General features: G+C 50.5%; 14 protein-coding genes. 10 read left to right on the forward strand and 4 right to left on the reverse strand.

What is annotated here, in order from left to right:
• Window positions 1–51: 51 nt before the first annotated feature.
• Window positions 52–792: a spermidine synthase gene (locus BMY11_RS01780; RefSeq protein ID WP_090572754.1), complete on the reverse strand. Its 741-nt coding sequence runs from the start codon at window positions 790–792 to the stop codon at window positions 52–54.
• 100 nt (window positions 793–892) lie between these two features.
• Between BMY11_RS01780 and BMY11_RS01785 the strand changes: the two genes are divergently transcribed.
• The 5 genes from BMY11_RS01785 to BMY11_RS01805 all read left to right on the forward strand — a co-directional run bounded on the left by BMY11_RS01785 (window position 893) and on the right by BMY11_RS01805 (window position 6,451).
• Window positions 893–1,879 (forward strand): ATP-binding cassette domain-containing protein, encoded by a 987-nt coding sequence (locus BMY11_RS01785; protein ID WP_090572755.1) that lies wholly within the window; start codon window positions 893–895, stop codon window positions 1,877–1,879.
• Entirely contained in the window at window positions 1,876–2,697 is an 822-nt protein-coding gene (locus tag BMY11_RS01790; RefSeq protein ID WP_090572756.1) for an ABC transporter permease, read from the forward strand. Before BMY11_RS01785 ends, BMY11_RS01790 begins: the two co-directional genes overlap by 4 nt.
• A 157-nt stretch (window positions 2,698–2,854) precedes the next feature.
• Window positions 2,855–4,174 (forward strand): MFS transporter, encoded by a 1,320-nt coding sequence (locus tag BMY11_RS01795; RefSeq protein WP_090572757.1) that lies wholly within the window; start codon window positions 2,855–2,857, stop codon window positions 4,172–4,174.
• Between the two features lie 182 nt (window positions 4,175–4,356).
• Window positions 4,357–5,352 carry a cell wall hydrolase gene (locus BMY11_RS01800; protein WP_177182457.1) on the forward strand — a complete coding sequence of 332 codons (996 nt, stop codon included), beginning with the start codon at window positions 4,357–4,359 and terminating at the stop codon, window positions 5,350–5,352.
• 184 nt (window positions 5,353–5,536) lie between these two features.
• The gene (locus tag BMY11_RS01805) at window positions 5,537–6,451 is read left to right on the forward strand and encodes a DHH family phosphoesterase (RefSeq protein WP_090572758.1); all 915 of its coding nucleotides are present in this window, start codon (window positions 5,537–5,539) and stop codon (window positions 6,449–6,451) included.
• A 41-nt stretch (window positions 6,452–6,492) separates the two neighbouring features.
• Here BMY11_RS01805 and BMY11_RS01810 read toward each other — a convergent pair whose 3' ends face one another.
• Both BMY11_RS01810 and BMY11_RS01815 read right to left on the reverse strand, forming a co-directional pair.
• Window positions 6,493–6,702 carry a uracil-DNA glycosylase gene (locus BMY11_RS01810; protein ID WP_090572759.1) on the reverse strand — a complete coding sequence of 70 codons (210 nt, stop codon included), beginning with the start codon at window positions 6,700–6,702 and terminating at the stop codon, window positions 6,493–6,495.
• A 62-nt stretch (window positions 6,703–6,764) separates the two neighbouring features.
• Window positions 6,765–7,238: a DinB family protein gene (locus BMY11_RS01815; protein WP_090572760.1), complete on the reverse strand. Its 474-nt coding sequence runs from the start codon at window positions 7,236–7,238 to the stop codon at window positions 6,765–6,767.
• Between the two features lie 340 nt (window positions 7,239–7,578).
• On the opposite strand from BMY11_RS01815, the gene BMY11_RS01820 reads away from it, so the two are divergent.
• From BMY11_RS01820 to BMY11_RS01840, 5 genes are all read left to right on the forward strand, one after another.
• Window positions 7,579–9,501 carry a methyl-accepting chemotaxis protein gene (locus BMY11_RS01820; protein WP_143069195.1) on the forward strand — a complete coding sequence of 641 codons (1,923 nt, stop codon included), beginning with the start codon at window positions 7,579–7,581 and terminating at the stop codon, window positions 9,499–9,501.
• A 119-nt stretch (window positions 9,502–9,620) separates the two neighbouring features.
• On the forward strand, window positions 9,621–11,009 hold the full coding sequence (locus tag BMY11_RS01825; protein WP_371262749.1) for a GGDEF domain-containing protein: 1,389 nt from the start codon (window positions 9,621–9,623) through the stop codon (window positions 11,007–11,009).
• Window positions 11,010–11,097: 88 nt separating this feature from the next.
• Window positions 11,098–12,114 carry an NAD-dependent epimerase/dehydratase family protein gene (locus BMY11_RS01830; protein WP_090572762.1) on the forward strand — a complete coding sequence of 339 codons (1,017 nt, stop codon included), beginning with the start codon at window positions 11,098–11,100 and terminating at the stop codon, window positions 12,112–12,114.
• A gap of 3 nt (window positions 12,115–12,117) precedes the next feature.
• Complete coding sequence (locus BMY11_RS01835; RefSeq protein WP_090572763.1) at window positions 12,118–13,185, forward strand: dihydrodipicolinate synthase family protein; 1,068 nt, start codon at window positions 12,118–12,120, stop codon at window positions 13,183–13,185.
• A 193-nt stretch (window positions 13,186–13,378) separates the two neighbouring features.
• The gene (locus BMY11_RS01840; RefSeq protein ID WP_177182458.1) at window positions 13,379–16,615 is read left to right on the forward strand and encodes an ABC transporter substrate binding protein; all 3,237 of its coding nucleotides are present in this window, start codon (window positions 13,379–13,381) and stop codon (window positions 16,613–16,615) included.
• Between the two features lie 93 nt (window positions 16,616–16,708).
• Here BMY11_RS01840 and BMY11_RS01845 read toward each other — a convergent pair whose 3' ends face one another.
• On the reverse strand, window positions 16,709–17,389 hold the full coding sequence (locus tag BMY11_RS01845) for an MBL fold metallo-hydrolase (RefSeq protein ID WP_090572765.1): 681 nt from the start codon (window positions 17,387–17,389) through the stop codon (window positions 16,709–16,711).
• Between the last annotated feature and the right edge of the window lie 81 nt (window positions 17,390–17,470).

Consider the following 17,470-nt stretch of genomic DNA (forward strand, 5'->3'; position numbering starts at 1 on the left):
GGCATCGGTCTCAGAACCGATGCCAGCTTATTTTATAGAGGTATGATTATACTAGTGGTCTTCGATGAGATAACCTTGCTCCAGCGTGATTGGGACAAAACCAACCATCTTACTCTCCTGGAAGCGGATCGGCCGCTCGCTCCCGATAATAATGATATTTCGCAGCTCGGACTTGCTTAATGAAGGTAGCGAGAACACACGAGTGTGCGCAAATACGGTTTGCAGCGTCGAATGGACAGCGGCTGTAATCGTATCTTGCCCGCCTTTACCCATCATATTCAAAATAACAGCGCCATCTTCTGTGAGCTTAGCAGCTGTCAGCTCGAAGAAGGATCGGGAAGTTAGATGCCTAGGAGTCCCTTTTGCCGTGAAAGCGTCTAGTAGGACGTAATCGAATGTGTGTGACGTCTGCTCTTCAAGAATGGCTCTCCCGTCACCGATTCGTACATGGTCATCCCTGCAGCCGAACAGATCTCTGCTTAGCTGGACGACTTGTTTATCAAGCTCTGCTGTCACGAAGCGAATTCCAGGGCAGCTGCGTGCAATCGTGCCAATGCCGTGCCCGATTAAGTAGACGTTTCCGTAAGAGGGGTTATTGCACTGCATGAGATGAATCATTACCCTTGGATATTCGAATACAATTCGATCGGGGTTGTCTAGATCCATTGCGCCTTGCATGGCATTCTCAGCGAACTGGAGCACTCTGAAGCTGCCGCGTTCACCCCCGAGCTCATTCGTGTCGCAGACAGTAATCTCATGCTGGCTTGATTTTTCATGAAATAAGATTCGCAATTATTTATGCTCCTTAACTTTGTTCATAAAGCTGTTCATATTCCGTTCATAGAGTAAGAGTAAGATTCGTTTAGTCAATAGTCAACTAGGAGGAATTAACTTGAAGCACGGATATAGTATAGAGCCGAAATCGAACGATTTAGCGGTTGATGCGCAAGGGCTTGTGAAGCTGTTTGGCGATAACCGCGCAGTAGATGGTGTTGATTTACAAGTAAAAGCAGGTTCGATTTATGGCGTACTCGGACCGAATGGAGCAGGGAAGACGACAACGATTCGGATGCTCGCAACGCTGCTTCGACCTGATGCCGGTTCGGCGCGGATCTTTGGCTATGATGTGCTGAAGGATTCGCAAATTGTCCGCCAACTCATTGGTGTAACCGGGCAATACGCATCGGTTGACGAGTCGCTTAGCGCAACGGAAAACTTAGTGATTTTCTCCCGCCTGCTTGGACTTGGCCGTGCGGAATCGAAGCGCAAAGCAGCGGATCTGCTCGAAGAATTCGGCCTCACGGAAGCGGCGAAGCGCCCGCTGAAGAATTTCTCCGGTGGTATGCGCCGCAGACTCGATCTTGCAGCAAGCTTGATCGCGCAGCCGCCCCTCATCTTCCTCGATGAGCCGACAACGGGGCTTGATCCTCGTACACGCGCTCAAATGTGGGAAACGATCCGCAGATTGGTGAAGACGGGCTCGACCGTACTGCTCACGACACAGTACTTGGATGAAGCCGATCAGCTGGCGGACCGGATCGCCGTTATCGACCGCGGCCACGTCGTTGCTGAAGGCACGGTGGATGAACTGAAAGCATCTGTCGGAACGTCGTCCTTGCAGCTGCGTGTGCAGCAGGAAGCAGATATTATGGAAGCACGCCGTATCGTCAATCATATGCTCGCGGTCCAATCCAATGTTTCCTCGGAAGCGACAAAGATTACAGCGCCAATGGCTGATCCCGACCGCGTTACAGATTTGCTTCTAGCGCTTCGAGAAGCAGGGATTGCGCTTGCAGAAGTCAGTGTACAGAAACCAACGCTTGATGAAGTATTCTTATCGATTACGGGTCAAGGCGTTCAAGAGGGGGCAACTAAATGAGCAGCAACAGTCAGGCATTAAGAACAGGCACCAATCGTCCTCTGCGAAGACATATCAGCTTTAGTCAAACCATCCGCAACTCGCTTACGATGGCGTATCGGGGATTGCTCAAGATTAAGCGGACACCAGAGCAGCTATTTGACGTAACGCTTCAACCGATCATTTTCACACTCATGTTTACGTACATCTTCGGCGGCGCGATCTCCGGTGACGTGCAAAGCTACCTGCCGGTCATTATTCCGGGTATTCTCGTGCAGACCGTAATTACAACATCAGTTGTAACCGGGGTCCAGCTACGCGAGGATATGGACAAAGGCGTGTTCGACCGATTCAAATCATTGCCAATTGCCCGTATTGCTCCACTCGCAGGGGCACTGCTTGCCGATACGATCCGGTATACCATTGCAACAACGCTCACGTTCTCGATGGGTTACATCATGGGTTATCGTCCGGAAGGCGGGCTTGAGCATGTTGTTCTCGCAGGCTTGCTCGTCATTGTCTGTTCGTGGGCAATGAGCTGGATCTTCGCATTCTTCGGCGTTATTGCACGTACAGCTTCTAGCGTACAAGGTATTTCGATGCTCGTGCTGTTCCCGATGACGTTCTTGTCGAACGCATTCGTCCCTACGGATACAATGCCGAAGTGGCTCCGTTATATCGCGGACATCAACCCGATCTCGCATCTTATCTCAGCAGTCCGTGATTTGACCAATAAAGGTACGGTTGGCTGGGATTTGGCTATATCGCTAATCGGCGCAGCAGTCATCGTTTTGGTCTTCGCACCGATTACGGTTCGCGCCTACATGCGCCGGACATAGCATAAGGTCTGAGCATGAACAGCTCGGCAACATATATTTCTTCAATTAAGCCCTTGAGCAATCAAGGGTTTTTGTTTTGGCTATGTTCTTTTTGCTGCTTTCAAATTAGAATAGCAATAGAGCAATAGAGGATGGCCACATAACTGGAGTGAATGAAATGAAGTCTATCAACCGCGTCCTGCGGCAAAATATTAAAAATAACCTATACAATGGCATTGCATGGTCGATTGGATTTAATTTCGTAACACCATTTATTCCAATTCTGGCAGCCAGGCTTGGCGCGTCGAACAATGATTATGCACTGTTATCTTCGGTGCCAGCCATTCTGACGATCTTGCTGACGTTCCCGGCCTCCATGTTGATTGGAAGGTACAGGCAGCAGAAACGGATTATTTCCGGCATGATTCTGCTCAGCCGCTTCAGTTACCTGCTGCTGTTCTTCCTGCCTTACTGGCATGTATCGCCGATGGTTGCCTTGATTGCGCTCGTCAGTGCTTATAGTGCGACCAACACCATTATCGCGGTGTCCTATCAATCGATTATGGGCGAGATTATCCCGTCCAGCTATCGGAATAAGGTGTTCGCGCAGCGGAACTTATGGATTGGGATAACGGGTATGGTAACGGCGCTCGTGGCGGGATACGGGATTGACCACTTTGCCTATCCATACGGGTTTCAAGCGGCGGTAGTTCTCGGTTTCATTGCTTCACTTATTGAAACCTGGTATTTCCATAAGCTGCGTATTCCGAGCGAGGAAGAGGCAGTAGCTGAGGTGAATGGCGAAATCATGGCAACTAATCAGCCATCTGAAGCGGAAGCCCGCACTGCTGTCATCAAACAGCGCTCGCGTTTATCGTTTAATCCTGTTCAGGCGTATCGGAAGATGTTCGAAGTCGGCGGCGGTTGGCCGTTCATCTTGTTTTGCGGCTGTGCGACTTTCTACACCTTCTCGTGGATGGCGGCTTGGCCCATGTATTCCAAACTGAAAGCGGACATTCTGCATGCGACTAATACGCAGATCAGCATCACTACTGTCGTCGGTTCCATCGGTTCCTTGCTCGCCTTCGGCTTGTGGGCAAAGTTGGCGGACCGGAGAGGGAATGGCTTCACGGTATTTGTCTCTTCGTTGGCACTTGGCCTGGCTCCATTCTGGTGGGCATATGCCCCTTCAATGAACTATGTCTATGTGTACGATTTTATAGGTGGCTTCGTCACAAGCGGCTTTCAACAGTCCATCTTCAATCGCCTACTCGAGATTGTCCCAGAAGAGACGCGGCATCCGGCTATATCGCTCTACACAACACTGTCCCAAATTTCTGCGATTTTCGCACCGCTTGTCGGCATGAGTCTTTTCACCTGGATCGATTACGTGCCAAGCATGATTTTAATAGGAATCATTCGCGTCGTTGGCGCACTGTGCTTCCTGTTCATTTTACTTCCGAAGCGAGAGAAACGTGTGACGAGAAGCTTGAATTAATAGCCAAGGATAGGACAGTCAGGAGCTTTTCTCCTGGCTGTTTTTTTATGCTTTAAGCGGTCAAACGGAAGCCGCAGACGAACAATTCTGTGAAAATGTTAATGAAACTTGTGTAAAGAGCTGTGTTATAATCTGGCAAGATGGTTTTGCAGCTCAAACCAAACGCCATCAAGGAGGTACACATGATTAAAGCAATCAAGCCTGTTAAAGGGCTTCTTATCGCAATGATTCTGGGGTTACTTCTTAGTTGTACGATGTCGCTCTCCATTGCAGGAGCACAGGAAGCTGATTCTGATCAATCTGTATCCGTTCAAGTGAATGGCAAGCAGGTACTGTTATCTAAGCAGGCAACAGTCATTAATGGAAGAACTTATGTACCGGCCGCTCGCATTGCGAAGCTGCTAGGAGCATCCGTAAACTGGAATAATAACGATGAAGAATTAACGATACATACGGCATTAAGCGATGAGATTGTAATCGGAAACCGCGTCCCGGTCGTTTATTTCAATGACGTCCGTTATCGGATGGACGCGCTTCCAATATTGAAGGACGACAGACTGTATTTGCCGGTGCGCCAACTGGCAGATATGCTGCATTCAGACGTTACGGTAGACGCGCAATCGGACACCGTTGAGCTGGCATTGGCACAGCCTGCGTTTGTAAGTGAAGAGAAGGGCCTGGGTGAAATCAGTATTGAAGCCGGCATAAGCAAGGCACAACTGCTGAAGCGCAACGGACTGAGCAGCGAAGCAGAAGCGCCTGTTGGCACGAAGCTCAAGGTTGTTATCCCTTCTTTCTTCAGCAAGCCTGCGGCTGCTTACACCCAATCGGATCTTATGCTGCTTGCGAAGATTACGATGGTGGAATCGGGCTATGAATCGTATGAAGGTCAGCTTGCGCTGGCGAATGTCATTCTGAATCGGGTGAAGGATACGAGATTCCCAGATTCGATCAAGGAAGTTATCTATTCAGGCAGACAGTTCCCGCCGGCTCATAACGGTATGCTCGATAACAGCACCCCGCATGCAAGAGCGCTGCGCGCTGCGAAGGATGCGCTGAATGGACGTAACAATATCAGTGAGGCCGTCTATTTCTACAATCCAGAAGTGACGAGAGGGTCTTTCTGGTCGAGCCTTGAGGTCGTTGTGAAGATCGGCCATCATAGCTTTGCTAAATAATGGATTAGAGTCCGCGATTGAACTATTCGCGGGCTTTTTTTATTTGCAGTTGGAATGTCAGAAGTGGTGCAGCAGAGTTTGTCGCACCTTGTCTAAAATCTAGTAATCTTTGGTTTTTTCCGCCTCATTATCTGGTATAATAGTCCTGTTATTGGCGTGATAGAATTACTTAGTGGGGGCGAACATGATGAGGCTCGTTACGAGAAGCGATTTCGACGGATTGGTGACGGCGGTACTGCTTAGAAAGCTTGGTATGATCGATGAGATGAAGTTCGTGCATCCTAAAGATATGCAGGATGGTACAATTGAAATTACGAAGAACGATATATTAACGAACATTCCATTCGTTCCAGGCTGCGGCCTATGGTTCGACCACCACGCCAGCGAGCTGAAGCGGTCACAGGAAGAGAAGTTTGAATACGAAGGTGAGATTCGCATTGCAGATAGCGCGGCGCGAGTCGTTTATGAATATTATGGCGGCCGGGACAAGTTTGGTCCGTTCTTCGACAGCATGATGGAGGGCGTAGACAAGGCGGATGCGGCAAAATTCAGTAAGGACGATATTTTGCAGCCGGCAGGTTGGGATTTGCTGTCCTTCATTATGGATTCCCGTACGGGCCTTGGCCGTTATCGCGATTTCCGGATCAGCAACTATCAGCTCATGGAGAAGCTTGTTGGCCTATGCTTGGAGCAGTCGCTTGATCACATCATGCAGGATGAAGATGTGTTGCAGAGGGTTGAGCGGTACTACGAGCTGGATGTGCTATTCCGTGAGATGCTTACCAAGCATACACGAATTGAGGGCCATGCAATTGTGACGGATCTTAGAGGTGTAGAGCCAATTTATCCGGGCAATCGGTTCCTTATTTACGCGCTCTTCCCTGAGCAAAATGTTTCCTTATGGATTGTTGACGGCTTCCAGAAGCAGAACTGTGCGATTGCGTGCGGTCACAGCATCGTGAACCGGACCTGTGACGTTTCGGTCGGATATTTGATGCGCGCGTATGGTGGCGGCGGGCACGAAGCGGCAGGAACATGCCAAGTGCCGTATGACCAAGCGGATGAGACGATCGCAGCGATTATCAAGCAATTCAACTAATAGAAATCCCGCTCGAAGCAGGTTCGCTTGCACGAGCGGGATTATTTTTTTGCGCTGCTTTGCGGCGGCTTCGTCATCGACTTCGGTTCGAAGTTCATGCATGGCTTGCCGGAGGAGGAGAGGACGGCGGCGCTTGGCATCGCGGACCCTTTGAATTTGAAAGCTTTACAGCCTCTTGGATAGTTCTTATCCCAAGTGATGTAGAAATGGCGACATTTCATACAGTCGATACGTGTTTGCTCGGTTGTCATGTTACTAATACTCCTTTGCTGCTACTGCTGCTGTACGCTATGATGCTTGGAAACAGACGAAGCTAGAGCTTCAATAGCATTTTATATATACTAATTCTACTCGTATGAAGCCCTTCATGATAGTAGGCAAAGCCTGCAAACTCGCCGATCGTTTCCATTGTAAAGCCAGAAGGGGTTGTGAGTGGCGCGATCGCCTGCTCGTGGAAACGTCCTTCCAGTGCGGAGCGAATGCGGCCCGGCTGCTCGCGGAGCATCTCTAGCAGCTCAGCCAGTGAAGGAGTCGGCTGATCGGCCCAGCTTAGCGGCGAAGTGCCGTTGCCGAACAGCTCGGCAAAGTGCGGAGGAAGCTCGAGAGGCAAGCCTGCTGAACGGAACGTTGCCCGCTCGTGCACGGTGTATATATGCCCCAGATGCCAGAGGATGTGGTTACGGAATCCTTCTGGAATTTGTAGCGCGGCGTCTTCATTGATACTCTCTGCGACCTTCAGCGTACTTACCCGGGCAAAAGCTATTTGGTTCAAAATAATTTGTTCCATTGCATGAATCTCTCCTTCTCTCCAATTCGCGATTCTTCTCTCATTATATCGTAAAAGCAATAATGATTTTCATTGTTCATTAGAATATTGTTTGCTATTATGAATGGGAATCTAGTGGAAAAATTTGCCGAAAGATAGGTCGGAATGACTACAACATAGATAATAGCAGATCACCAACCTAGCCATTTCTTCAACCAGGTGACAAGTCTTACTCGTCATCTGGTTTATTTCGTTTGCATAATGGGAGAGGGGGACTATCCTAGAAATTCCGAGCGACAGCAACACGAGAGTTAACGCAAGTGGACAACGATGAATCCAACTTTGACAACGAGGTGAGCTTGTGAATTTGAAGCGAAAGTTCCAATTCTCCAACATAGCGAATACGCTAGCGATATTGCTGTTTATTTTTATTTTTGCGATATTCTCCATATTAGGGACCGTTATTTATAGCAGTACACGCAGCGTCATTGTTCATCAGCAAGAGCAGATGATTGAGGCGAAGACGCAAGCAATCGTCGATCAAATCGATGCCCTCTTCAAGGAGAAGGGCAGTATCGTCAAGCAGATGGCGACGAATTCGCTGTTTCTCAATTATGTCGAGACGACACCTGGTCTTGCGCAAGCGAAATCATCAACTTACGCAGCAGAGACAGAGCGTACGCTCATGTCGATCTTCAAGACTGACTCGAATTTGGCAGATACATGGGTCGCTAACATAGCAGGCAATATGTGGCTCGAGCATGACGGCTTAACGAACAAGTCGGACTTCGATATGAAGAGCCGTCCTTGGTTTAAGCCGGCGTTAGAGGCGAACGGACTGTATTACTCGGACCCTTACGTCGATCAAGTAAGCGGCAATGTGCTCTTCGGTATTTTCTATCCGATCAAGGATGCAAAGGATCAGGTTGTCGGCTTTACGGCTGCTGACATTGCAATGAAAGATATGCCGGCTATTATGCAGAGCTACACGCTCGGTGAGACTGGCTATTCCTTCTTGCTCTCGAAGACGGGTGATATTCTTTACCATCCAGACAAGGATAAAGTGCTTAAGGAGAAGCTAAACGAGAGCAAAGGCGATATGGGTGAGGTCGGTAAGAAAATGGTAGCAGGCGAATCCGGGCTGCAGCTGGTCGACGACAATGGCGTGAAGCGATATGTCGGCTACGCGACAAGCAAAGAAACCGGATGGTCGGTCGGTCTTACCATTACCGAGAAAGAAGCGATGGGCGATTTCAACAATGTCACGTATATGACGTTTGGCGGCTTTGCGGTTAGTCTTGTCGTGCTTGTCTTCATTACTTATATTACGCTGCGGTACATGCTTCGGAATATTCCACAGCTACTGGCGAAGCTCAAGCTTATTGAGAATGGCGATTTGACAGTGCAATTCGATCTGAAATCGAAGAATGAAATCGGTCAAATCTCCCAAGGGCTCGCTAGCATGGTGCAGCAAATTTATAAAATGATTGCAACCGTTACGAGCACCTCGCAGAGCGTAACGAGCGGTGCAGCTGAAATATCGGCAACGACTGAGGAAGTTGCCAAAGGCAGTATGAATCAGGCGGAGTCGGCGCAGACTGCATCCGAGCTGATGAAGGTGTTGACGAATACGGTAAGTATCGTCTCAAGCAGAGCGCAGGAAGCGGTTGAGCTGACGAAGAAAACGAACCAAGGCGCGGTCGCCGGCGGTGATGCCGTTCGCACGACGATCAGCAGCATGGACCGGTTATCGAATCAGATGTCTGAGCTGGAGAAGGATTCGAGCCGAATTGGCAATATCATTCAAGTCATCAACGATATCGCTGAGCAGACGAATCTGCTGGCGTTGAATGCTGCGATAGAAGCGGCACGGGCTGGCGAGCAGGGAAGAGGCTTCGCGGTCGTCGCCGATGAGGTGCGCAAGCTGGCGGAACGAAGCGGCGAAGCGACCAAGCAGATCGTCACGATCATTACGAGCATGCAGCACAGTACCCAAGAGAGTGTTCGCGCGGTTGCCGAGACGGCTACCTTGTCACAGCAGACAGGACGAGAGCTCGATAACATAGTGCGTATGGTGGGCGAAGTCGCAAAGCAATCCGAAGAGATCGCACGCGCGAGCCATGGGCAATCTATGCAATCGATGGAGGTTATGAAGGAGATTGAGTCGATTGCAGCAGTCAGCGAACAAGCGGCAGCAGCGGCGGAGCAGACAGCGAGCTCGTCCCAATCCTTGACGTCTATTGCGCAAGTGTTGAACGATACGGTAACGAAATTCCGTTTGTAATGAAAGGGATTCGATGACTTAAGCAGAAGGTCCACGATTTCGATCGTGGGCTTTTTGTGTTATTTTGGATATAAAATACAGTGTACAGCTTAAGTCTGTTGAGCGATGGAGGGTTAACGATGCAGAAGAGCTTGATTGGCATAACGTCGGAGTCGACAGAGAGGACGCCAGCTGCTGCGATGGGGATCTCGATCGGTATTATTGGTACCTCTCAGCTTGTCGGCCGGATATTACAGGTGGTGAAGGCATTCCCTTCTTTTCGCCCGATTCCGATGGTTTATGAACAGGACATGGAAGCGCCAGTGTTGGCGCAGCAGCTCGGTGATACCGTAGAAGTGCTGCTCGCTTCAGGCCCGGTTCCATATAATCGTATACGTGAAGAAGCGGATATCCAGGTGGCGCTGCATTATGTGCCTTTGACAGATACGGGGTTCTACCGTGCGCTGTTCCGCTTGAAAAATACAGTCGGCGGTTCGGAGAGAAGATTGCGGATCTCGATAGATACGTTAAGCAAGCAGATGGTACAGAAGTCACTCAGCGAAATTAACGAGTCGCTTACTGAAGTGGTTTACTATGAAGGACCGGACTATGCCTCGAAGGAGCAGTTGATTGCCTATCATCAGGGGCGATATGAGTCGGGTTCCTGCAATGCGGCGCTGACAGCGGATGAATCGGTGGCGCGCGAGTTGACGGCGCTCGCGATCCCGAATGAGTGGATCATACCGACCGATCAGAACATTACAGTAGCGTTGGAGCGGGCGCTGCTCTCGACGGAAACGCGCCAGAGCCGGGAAGCACAGGTCGTCGTCGGGCTCGTCAATATAGATCAGTTCGAGAAACGAATCCATGTACATATGTCCGAGCATGAAGTTCAGAAGCTGAAGCTTGACATTCACCGGATGCTGCTCGACTATGTCGAATCGCTAGACGGGTATTTGACGCCGCTCGGCGGGGATGAATATCTGTTCTTTACGACGCGAGGCATCTTCGAACGGGTTACAGGTGGCTATAAGAAGATTTCGCTTGGCAAAAGCATCTATCAGAAGTTTGGGCTGTCGCTAAGCATCGGCGTGGGCTTCGGTCGTTCGGCGAATGAAGCGGGCACGCATGCCCGTATCGCGCTGCGCAAGTCGAAAGAAGCGGGCGGAGACACATGCTTCATTGTGGGGGAGGATAAAACAGTGATCGGGCCGCTCGCGATGGCGGATTCGCTGGAATTCGCCTTGTCACTTACCGATGCGGGGCTGCTAAAGAAAGCAGAGGATGCCGGTATGACTTCAGGCTACCTTAGCAAGCTGATGGCTCAGGTGGCGCGAACTGGAAAGACCGATTACATGGTGCATGAGCTGGCGGCGATTATGGACATTAGCGTAAGAAGCACACACCGTTTGCTGCTCCAGTGGATGGACCATAGCTTAGTTGCAATCGCAGGAGTCGAGAAGGTGCCGAAGGGCAGACCGCGCCAAGTTTTCCGATTGACGTTTTTGCGGGATAAGGCGGGGATTTAAAGTCAATTTAAAGATTTGTCTTTTAATGATCTCACCCTCTAAGATGGAAGGAGAACTTATACCTATTCATGGAGGGGGAGCATGAGGCATGCGGACGATTGAGGAGCTGGAGGCGAAGCTGGCGGAACCGTCGGAGGCGTTGATCCGGGACGTAAGGGAGATCAAGGGAGATATACTGCTGCTCGGTATCGGCGGAAAAATGGGACCAAGCCTCGCGCGGCTGCTGCTGAACGCCATTCGTGTGGCAGGTGTGGACAAACGTGTTATCGGCGTGTCCCGATTCTCGGAGCCGGGACTGCAAGCACAGCTGGAGGCAGATGGCGTGGAGACAATCGCCTGCGATCTGTTAGACGATGAGTCGCTTCAAGCCCTTCCAGATGCGCCGAACGTCATCTATATGGCTGGTACCAAATTCGGCACCACCGGGAACGAGTCATTCACATGGGCGATGAATGCGTACCTTCCGGGCCGAGTCGCCGAGAAGTACTGCAATTCCCGCATCGTCGTGTTCTCATCCGGTAACGTCTATCCATTCACGCCGGTTGGTTATGGCGGAGCAAACGAATCGGTACCGCCTTCACCTGTTGGGGAATATGGGCAATCGTGCTTGGGACGGGAGAGGGTATTCGAGCATTTTTCCAAACGAAACGGAACCCCAATGCTGATCTACCGGCTCAACTATGCAATAGATATGCGGTATGGCGTATTGCTCGAGCTAGCACGATCAGTGAAAACGAACAAACCGATCAACTTGACGATGGGCTACGCCAATGTCATCTGGCAAGGTGATGCGAACGAGATTGCGATTCGCTCTTTGATCGCCTGCGAAGCACCTGCCGCTTACATGAACGTTACGGGACCGGAGACCGTTTCGGTCCGCTGGGCGGCAGAGGAATTTGGCAAGCGGTTTGGCGTGCAACCGGTATTCGAAGGTATTGAAGCAAGTGATGCGTTGCTGAACAATGCGGCGAAATGCCAGCAACGATTCGGCTATCCGCGGGTGTCCTTGCTGCAAATGATAGATTGGGTGGCGGAATGGGTAGAAGCGGGCGGAGCGACGCTCAATAAACCGACGCACTTCGGGGAGCGAAAGGGGAAGTTTTAACCAATGAGCAAGAGCAGAACCTTATCCCCCGAGCAGCAGCGTGCGCTGCATGAAGGGCTCGTTATACCGGCGCATCCTCTCGCGCTTGATGAGCAGCGTCGACTCGATGAGCGGCATCAGAGGGCGCTAACCCGCTATTACATGGCTTCGGGAGCAGGCGGTATAGCTGTGGGCGTCCATTCCACGCAGTTCGAGATCCGCGATCCGAAGCACAATCTCTATGAGAAAGTCCTTCGGCTAGCGGCGGAGGAAGTGGATCTCGCCAATCTGCAGCGGCCATTCCTCCGCATTGCGGGCATATGCGGTCCTACAGCGCAAGCGCTCAGTGAAGCCGAGACTGCAGCGGCAATCGGTTATGATGCGGGGTTGCTTAGCATGGGTGGACTTGTTGATCAGTCTGAACTCCAGCTATTGAAGCGCACAGAGCAGATTGCAGAGCAAATTCCGGTTGTCGGCTTCTATCTTCAGCCATCGGTTGGCGGCAAAATATTCTCCTACGAATTCTGGCGTGCTTTTGCCGATATTCCAGGCGTCGTCGCAATCAAGCTGGCACCGTTCAACCGCTACCAAACGATTGATGTCGTTCGAGCGGTATGCGAGTCCGAGCGTAGAGATGAGATTGCCCTCTATACCGGCAACGACGATAATATCGTGAACGATTTGCTGACGCTCTACCGGTTCCAAGTACGCGGCCAACCGGTTGAGAAGCGAATCGTCGGCGGCCTTCTCGGCCACTGGGCCGTATGGACGCGGAAGGCGGTCGAATTGCTCGAAGTAATCAAGCAAGCAAGGCAGCAAGCGCAGCTGCCAGCAGACTGGCTGACGCGAAACATCGAAGTGACTGAGACGAATGCTGCTTTCTTCGATCCGGCACACGGCTTTGCCGGCTGCATACCTGGCATTCATGAAGTGCTGCGCCGGCAAGGGCTTATGCAAGGGACGTGGTGCTTGAACCCGCATGAGACGCTCTCGCCAGGCCAGCGGGAGGAGATTGACCGGATGTACCGGGATTATCCGCATCTGAACGACGACGAATTCGTGAAACGGAATCTAGCGGATTGGCTCTCCTAGCATGCCTTACAAAACCCGTAGAAGGGGTGATATTCTCCCTTTTAACGGGTTTTTTCTATGAATTTCCTTTTTCGACGCGTATCTGACATGAATCGACAAAATTCCTTTACTTTTTCGCCGTTCATTCAATACAATGGTGGAAAGCAAGGAAACTTATTTCCATTTCGATAAGCAAGGAAGGCGGAGCGAGCACATGACCAGCCATTGCAAGACTGGATTGAACCGAACGATTGTACTAGCTCTATTCGCGCTCATGTTGATGCTCTCTACGGCAGTGCCTTATAGTTACGCTTTTGAAACCGATCAGCAGATATCTGACAAAAAAGTACTTATTCTACATTCGGCTGCCCCGGATTATCCAACAACCAAGCTGTTCGGGGATGCGTTTGCAAGTGAGCTTAAGGCCCAGGCGGATGTTACGATATATCAAGATTATTTGGATTTGACCAGGTTTGGCTCTCAGCCAGGCTACGAACAGACGATTGTGTCGCTGCTGAAACAGAAATATGAGCTTAATCAGCCTGACTTGCTCGTGACGACGAGCTACGCGATGCTGCCATTTATGAAGAAATTCGGTGAGCAGTTATTTCCTGGTGTACCTGTCATCTACGCCTACAATGAGTATGAAGGCGTACTACCTGACCCGATGCCGGCCAATTATACCGGCGTAATCGGAGATTTCGAGTTGTCTGGCACAATTGATCTTATTAAAAAGTCGAAACCGCAGACGGATAAAATCTATGTCGTTATCGGCAGCTCACCTAATGAACAGACTGCGCTGAGGATGGCGAAGTCAGAAACGGCTCGTTACGAGAATCAAGTGCAGTTGGAATACTTGAACGGTCTTACTTATTCGCAGTTGCTAGATAAACTGCAGCAAGCGGAAGGCGTTCATGCAGCGATCCTGTTTGTTTTTCTATTTCAGGATAAGACGGGCAAATCCTATATTCCAGCCGAAGTTGTGAAGAAGATCATAGCAGTGTCACATATGCCGGTCTATTCGCCTTTCACTCAATTCATGGGGAACGGTATTGTCGGCGGTGCCATGCACAACTTTGCCGACATCGGCGTCACGGCTGCGCAGCGCGCCAAGCTGATCCTTCAAGGGGAGCCTGCTAGCGATCTGGAGACGGTCATGATTAGCGATCGAGCAGTCCAAGTTGATTGGAGAGCGCTTGCAAAATGGGGCATTAAGGAGAGTCAACTGCCGAAGGGTAGCGATATTCTGTACAAGAATCCGACCATATGGGAGCAGTATCACTGGTACATGATCGGTGGTGTCGCGCTAGCGGTCCTGGAATTTGTGCTTGTTATGGTGCTGCTGCTCACCAGGACGCTCCGCAAGCGGGCGGAAGATGCGCTTCGGGAGCACAAGGACCATCTGGAGGATCTCATTGAGGAGCGCACACAGGAGTTGGCGCTAAAGAATCTTCAGCTCAGTGAGGCCAAAGAATTGGCTGAGAGCGCAAGCCGGGCTAAGGGCGAGTTTCTTGCCAATATGAGCCACGAAATTCGGACCCCGCTGAACGCCATTGTCGGGTACAACTATTTGTTGCAGAAGACCGTGATGTCCGATAAGCAGCTCGATTACGTCGATATGACGATTCAGTCAGCGAAAGGCTTGCTGACAATCATTAACGACATTCTGGATTTCTCCAAAGTAGAAGCGAAGATGATTACGCTTGAGTATATCGATTTTGATTTGTACGAGGTGCTGAACAACATCTCGAATATGGTCAGCTTCAAGGCGTTTGACAAAGGGCTGCGCATGCATATCTCCATTCATCATGAAGTGCCGCAAGTGCTGCATGGTGATCCGTTCCGGCTCAATCAAGTGCTGCTCAATCTTGTTAACAACGCAGTCAAATTCACGGAGCAAGGGGAAGTAACCGTTGCTGTCAGTGTGTTAGAGCAGCAGGCGAATAGAATAAAGCTACAGTTCCAAGTGACGGACACGGGTATCGGCATCTCGCCAGCGGAGCAAGAGCATCTGTTCAAGACATTCTCGCAAGGGGATATGAGCACGACGCGCAAATACGGCGGTACGGGACTTGGTCTTGTTATTAGCAAAAGTCTTATCGAACTGATGAGTGGTACGATTGCGCTCGAGAGCGAGATCGGACATGGCAGCTGCTTTACGTTCACCGCTTTGTTCGAGGAAGGCGATTACGATCTATTCAAGGAAATTCGCCAGATGAATTCGACGTACCTGCGCGTTCTGCTCGTTTGCGATAATCATCAGATGCAGCTTGTTATGAAGCAACAGCTGGAGCAGTTCCAGTACATTGTCACCATTGCAACGTCTGCGACAGAGGCGTTTGACAGCATTCATAAGTATGGCGGCTATGATTTGCTGCTTATTGATTGGAAGCTTAGAGATCACGATGGAACGGAAGTATTCAAGCAGATTTATGAGGCGTTCCCCTTCCTGAAGAAGACGATTGCACTTATTAGCGATACGCATAATTATGAGCTGCAGCGCCATCTGGACGATACGGACCTCGACAGGGTGCTCCCTTATCCGATCAGCCAATCCCAGCTGTACAATGAAATAACTTCTGTGATCAGACAGAAGCCATCATCGGTTGCCGGAGGAACGGTGCAGCAGGAGGGCATGGAGAAGTTCGCGATGCTGAATGCCGCACGTGTCCTGCTCGTTGAAGATAATGAGATCAACCAGCATGTCGCGAGGTCGATTCTGGAAGAGACCGGTGTAATGGTCGACATTGCCGAGAATGGGCTTCAAGCAGTCGAGAAAACAGCGGCAGCGCATAAGTTCGATGCCATTCTGATGGATGTGCAAATGCCTATTATGGATGGCTATGAGGCGACGCGGAAGATTCGGGAATCGGAGGTTGCGGCGGCAAGCGAGTACCGTATTCCGATCATTGCAATGACAGCCGACGCGATGAAGGGCGTTCACGATAAAGTGCTAGAAGCGGGTATGGACGGTTATATTACGAAGCCTTTCGAGCCGATTGAATTGTTCGTCATGCTGCAGAAGCTCATTCTACAATCCAAATCCGTCGTTGTACCGGTAACAGCACAGCAGCAGACAAGCGACATGTCACAGCTGCCTGATCAGCTTCCGGGTCTTGATATTAGCCAGTTCATGGCGCGGTATCATATGAAGCCGCAATCTTATCTGCATATTCTCAGCCAGTTTGCAGCAAAGTCAGCCGGGGCGGTGAAGGACATTTCCTCTGCCTTCTCAGTGGGCGATATTGACGGAGCGCGCTTCCTAACGCACACGTTGAAGGGCGTTGCGGCTAACATTGGCGCAAATGCACTGCATATGGCGGCGCTCAAGCTGGAGACGATGATCCATGAGGGCAAATATGCGAAGCTGGAGGTTGTACTGGATACGCTCGAGGACAAGCTGAAAGAAGTGTTGGACTCGATTGCGAGCCTTGTGCGGCATTCCCGTTAGCTCAAGAAAAGAAAAAAGAAGGCGGTTTTCCATGGCTGCGTCTGTGTAACAGATAGCCGGAAAACCGCCTTCCCTATAGCGACTAAGGTTCTGCTATGACTGAGGCGAAGTAACGATCGCTTGCAGCCGCTCTTGCAAATTGTCTGTGCATACGCCGCCGTGATAAGCAATAACACTGCTAAGCTCAAGCGCTTGAAACTTCGTGATGGATTGCAGCGCGGTCTTCGGGTCAGGTGTAAATGCCGGGTTGAATGTTTGCAGCACACCGTCCCCAGCCGTAAGGGCATCACCGGCAATTAAAGTTTGGCTTGGGATATGGTAGAGCGATGTGTGATCAGGCGTATGGCCTGGCGTGAACACGACCTGAATGCCGCCAGCATACGGAAGAATATCTCCGTCATGCAGCACCGCATCGACGTGCACCGGCTCTGCGAGAGACTTGCTCTTTACAAGCGGTTCCTTACCGGTTAGGTAGGGTACGGCAACTTCATGGGCGATGACCTGCACTTGATCGCCAAACAGACGTTTAAGCTCCGGCAAGCTACCGATATGATCGCGGTCCTGATGCGTGATGATGATCTTGGTCAATTTCTCGAACGGGATCGAAGCTTTGTTGAACGCGGCGCGAATGACATCCACTTGGCCTGGAAGTCCGGTATCAACGAGAATGATTTCCTGCTCATCCCATAGAACTGTTGGATAGATGACGAACGGATTGCCTTGGATGGACATGCTGATTTCGATGGCTTGAATGCCAGCGCCAGATTGCGTCACAATGAACACCGCCTTATTAGTCATAAATATGTACGATAATATTATTTATCGGAAACGGTCCAAATAGCAAGTTATTAGCGG

Origin of the sequence: Paenibacillus sp. OV219 (genome assembly GCF_900110075.1) — a bacterium.
Lineage (GTDB): Bacteria > Bacillota > Bacilli > Paenibacillales > Paenibacillaceae > Paenibacillus_Z.

Excerpts from the sequence above, each read along its gene's own strand:
- BMY11_RS01805 (WP_090572758.1), top strand. The coding sequence starts at position 5,537 with ATGATGAGGCTCGTTACGAGAAGCGATTTCGACGGATTGGTGACGGCG.
- BMY11_RS01810 (WP_090572759.1), bottom strand. The coding sequence starts at position 6,702 with ATGACAACCGAGCAAACACGTATCGACTGTATGAAATGTCGCCATTTC.
- BMY11_RS01795 (WP_090572757.1), top strand. The coding sequence starts at position 2,855 with ATGAAGTCTATCAACCGCGTCCTGCGGCAAAATATTAAAAATAACCTA.
- BMY11_RS01825 (WP_371262749.1), top strand. The coding sequence starts at position 9,621 with ATGCAGAAGAGCTTGATTGGCATAACGTCGGAGTCGACAGAGAGGACG.
- BMY11_RS01800 (WP_177182457.1), top strand. The coding sequence starts at position 4,357 with ATGATTAAAGCAATCAAGCCTGTTAAAGGGCTTCTTATCGCAATGATT.
- BMY11_RS01840 (WP_177182458.1), top strand. The coding sequence starts at position 13,379 with ATGACCAGCCATTGCAAGACTGGATTGAACCGAACGATTGTACTAGCT.
- BMY11_RS01830 (WP_090572762.1), top strand. The coding sequence starts at position 11,098 with ATGCGGACGATTGAGGAGCTGGAGGCGAAGCTGGCGGAACCGTCGGAG.
- BMY11_RS01835 (WP_090572763.1), top strand. The coding sequence starts at position 12,118 with ATGAGCAAGAGCAGAACCTTATCCCCCGAGCAGCAGCGTGCGCTGCAT.
- BMY11_RS01790 (WP_090572756.1), top strand. The coding sequence starts at position 1,876 with ATGAGCAGCAACAGTCAGGCATTAAGAACAGGCACCAATCGTCCTCTG.
- BMY11_RS01815 (WP_090572760.1), bottom strand. The coding sequence starts at position 7,238 with ATGGAACAAATTATTTTGAACCAAATAGCTTTTGCCCGGGTAAGTACG.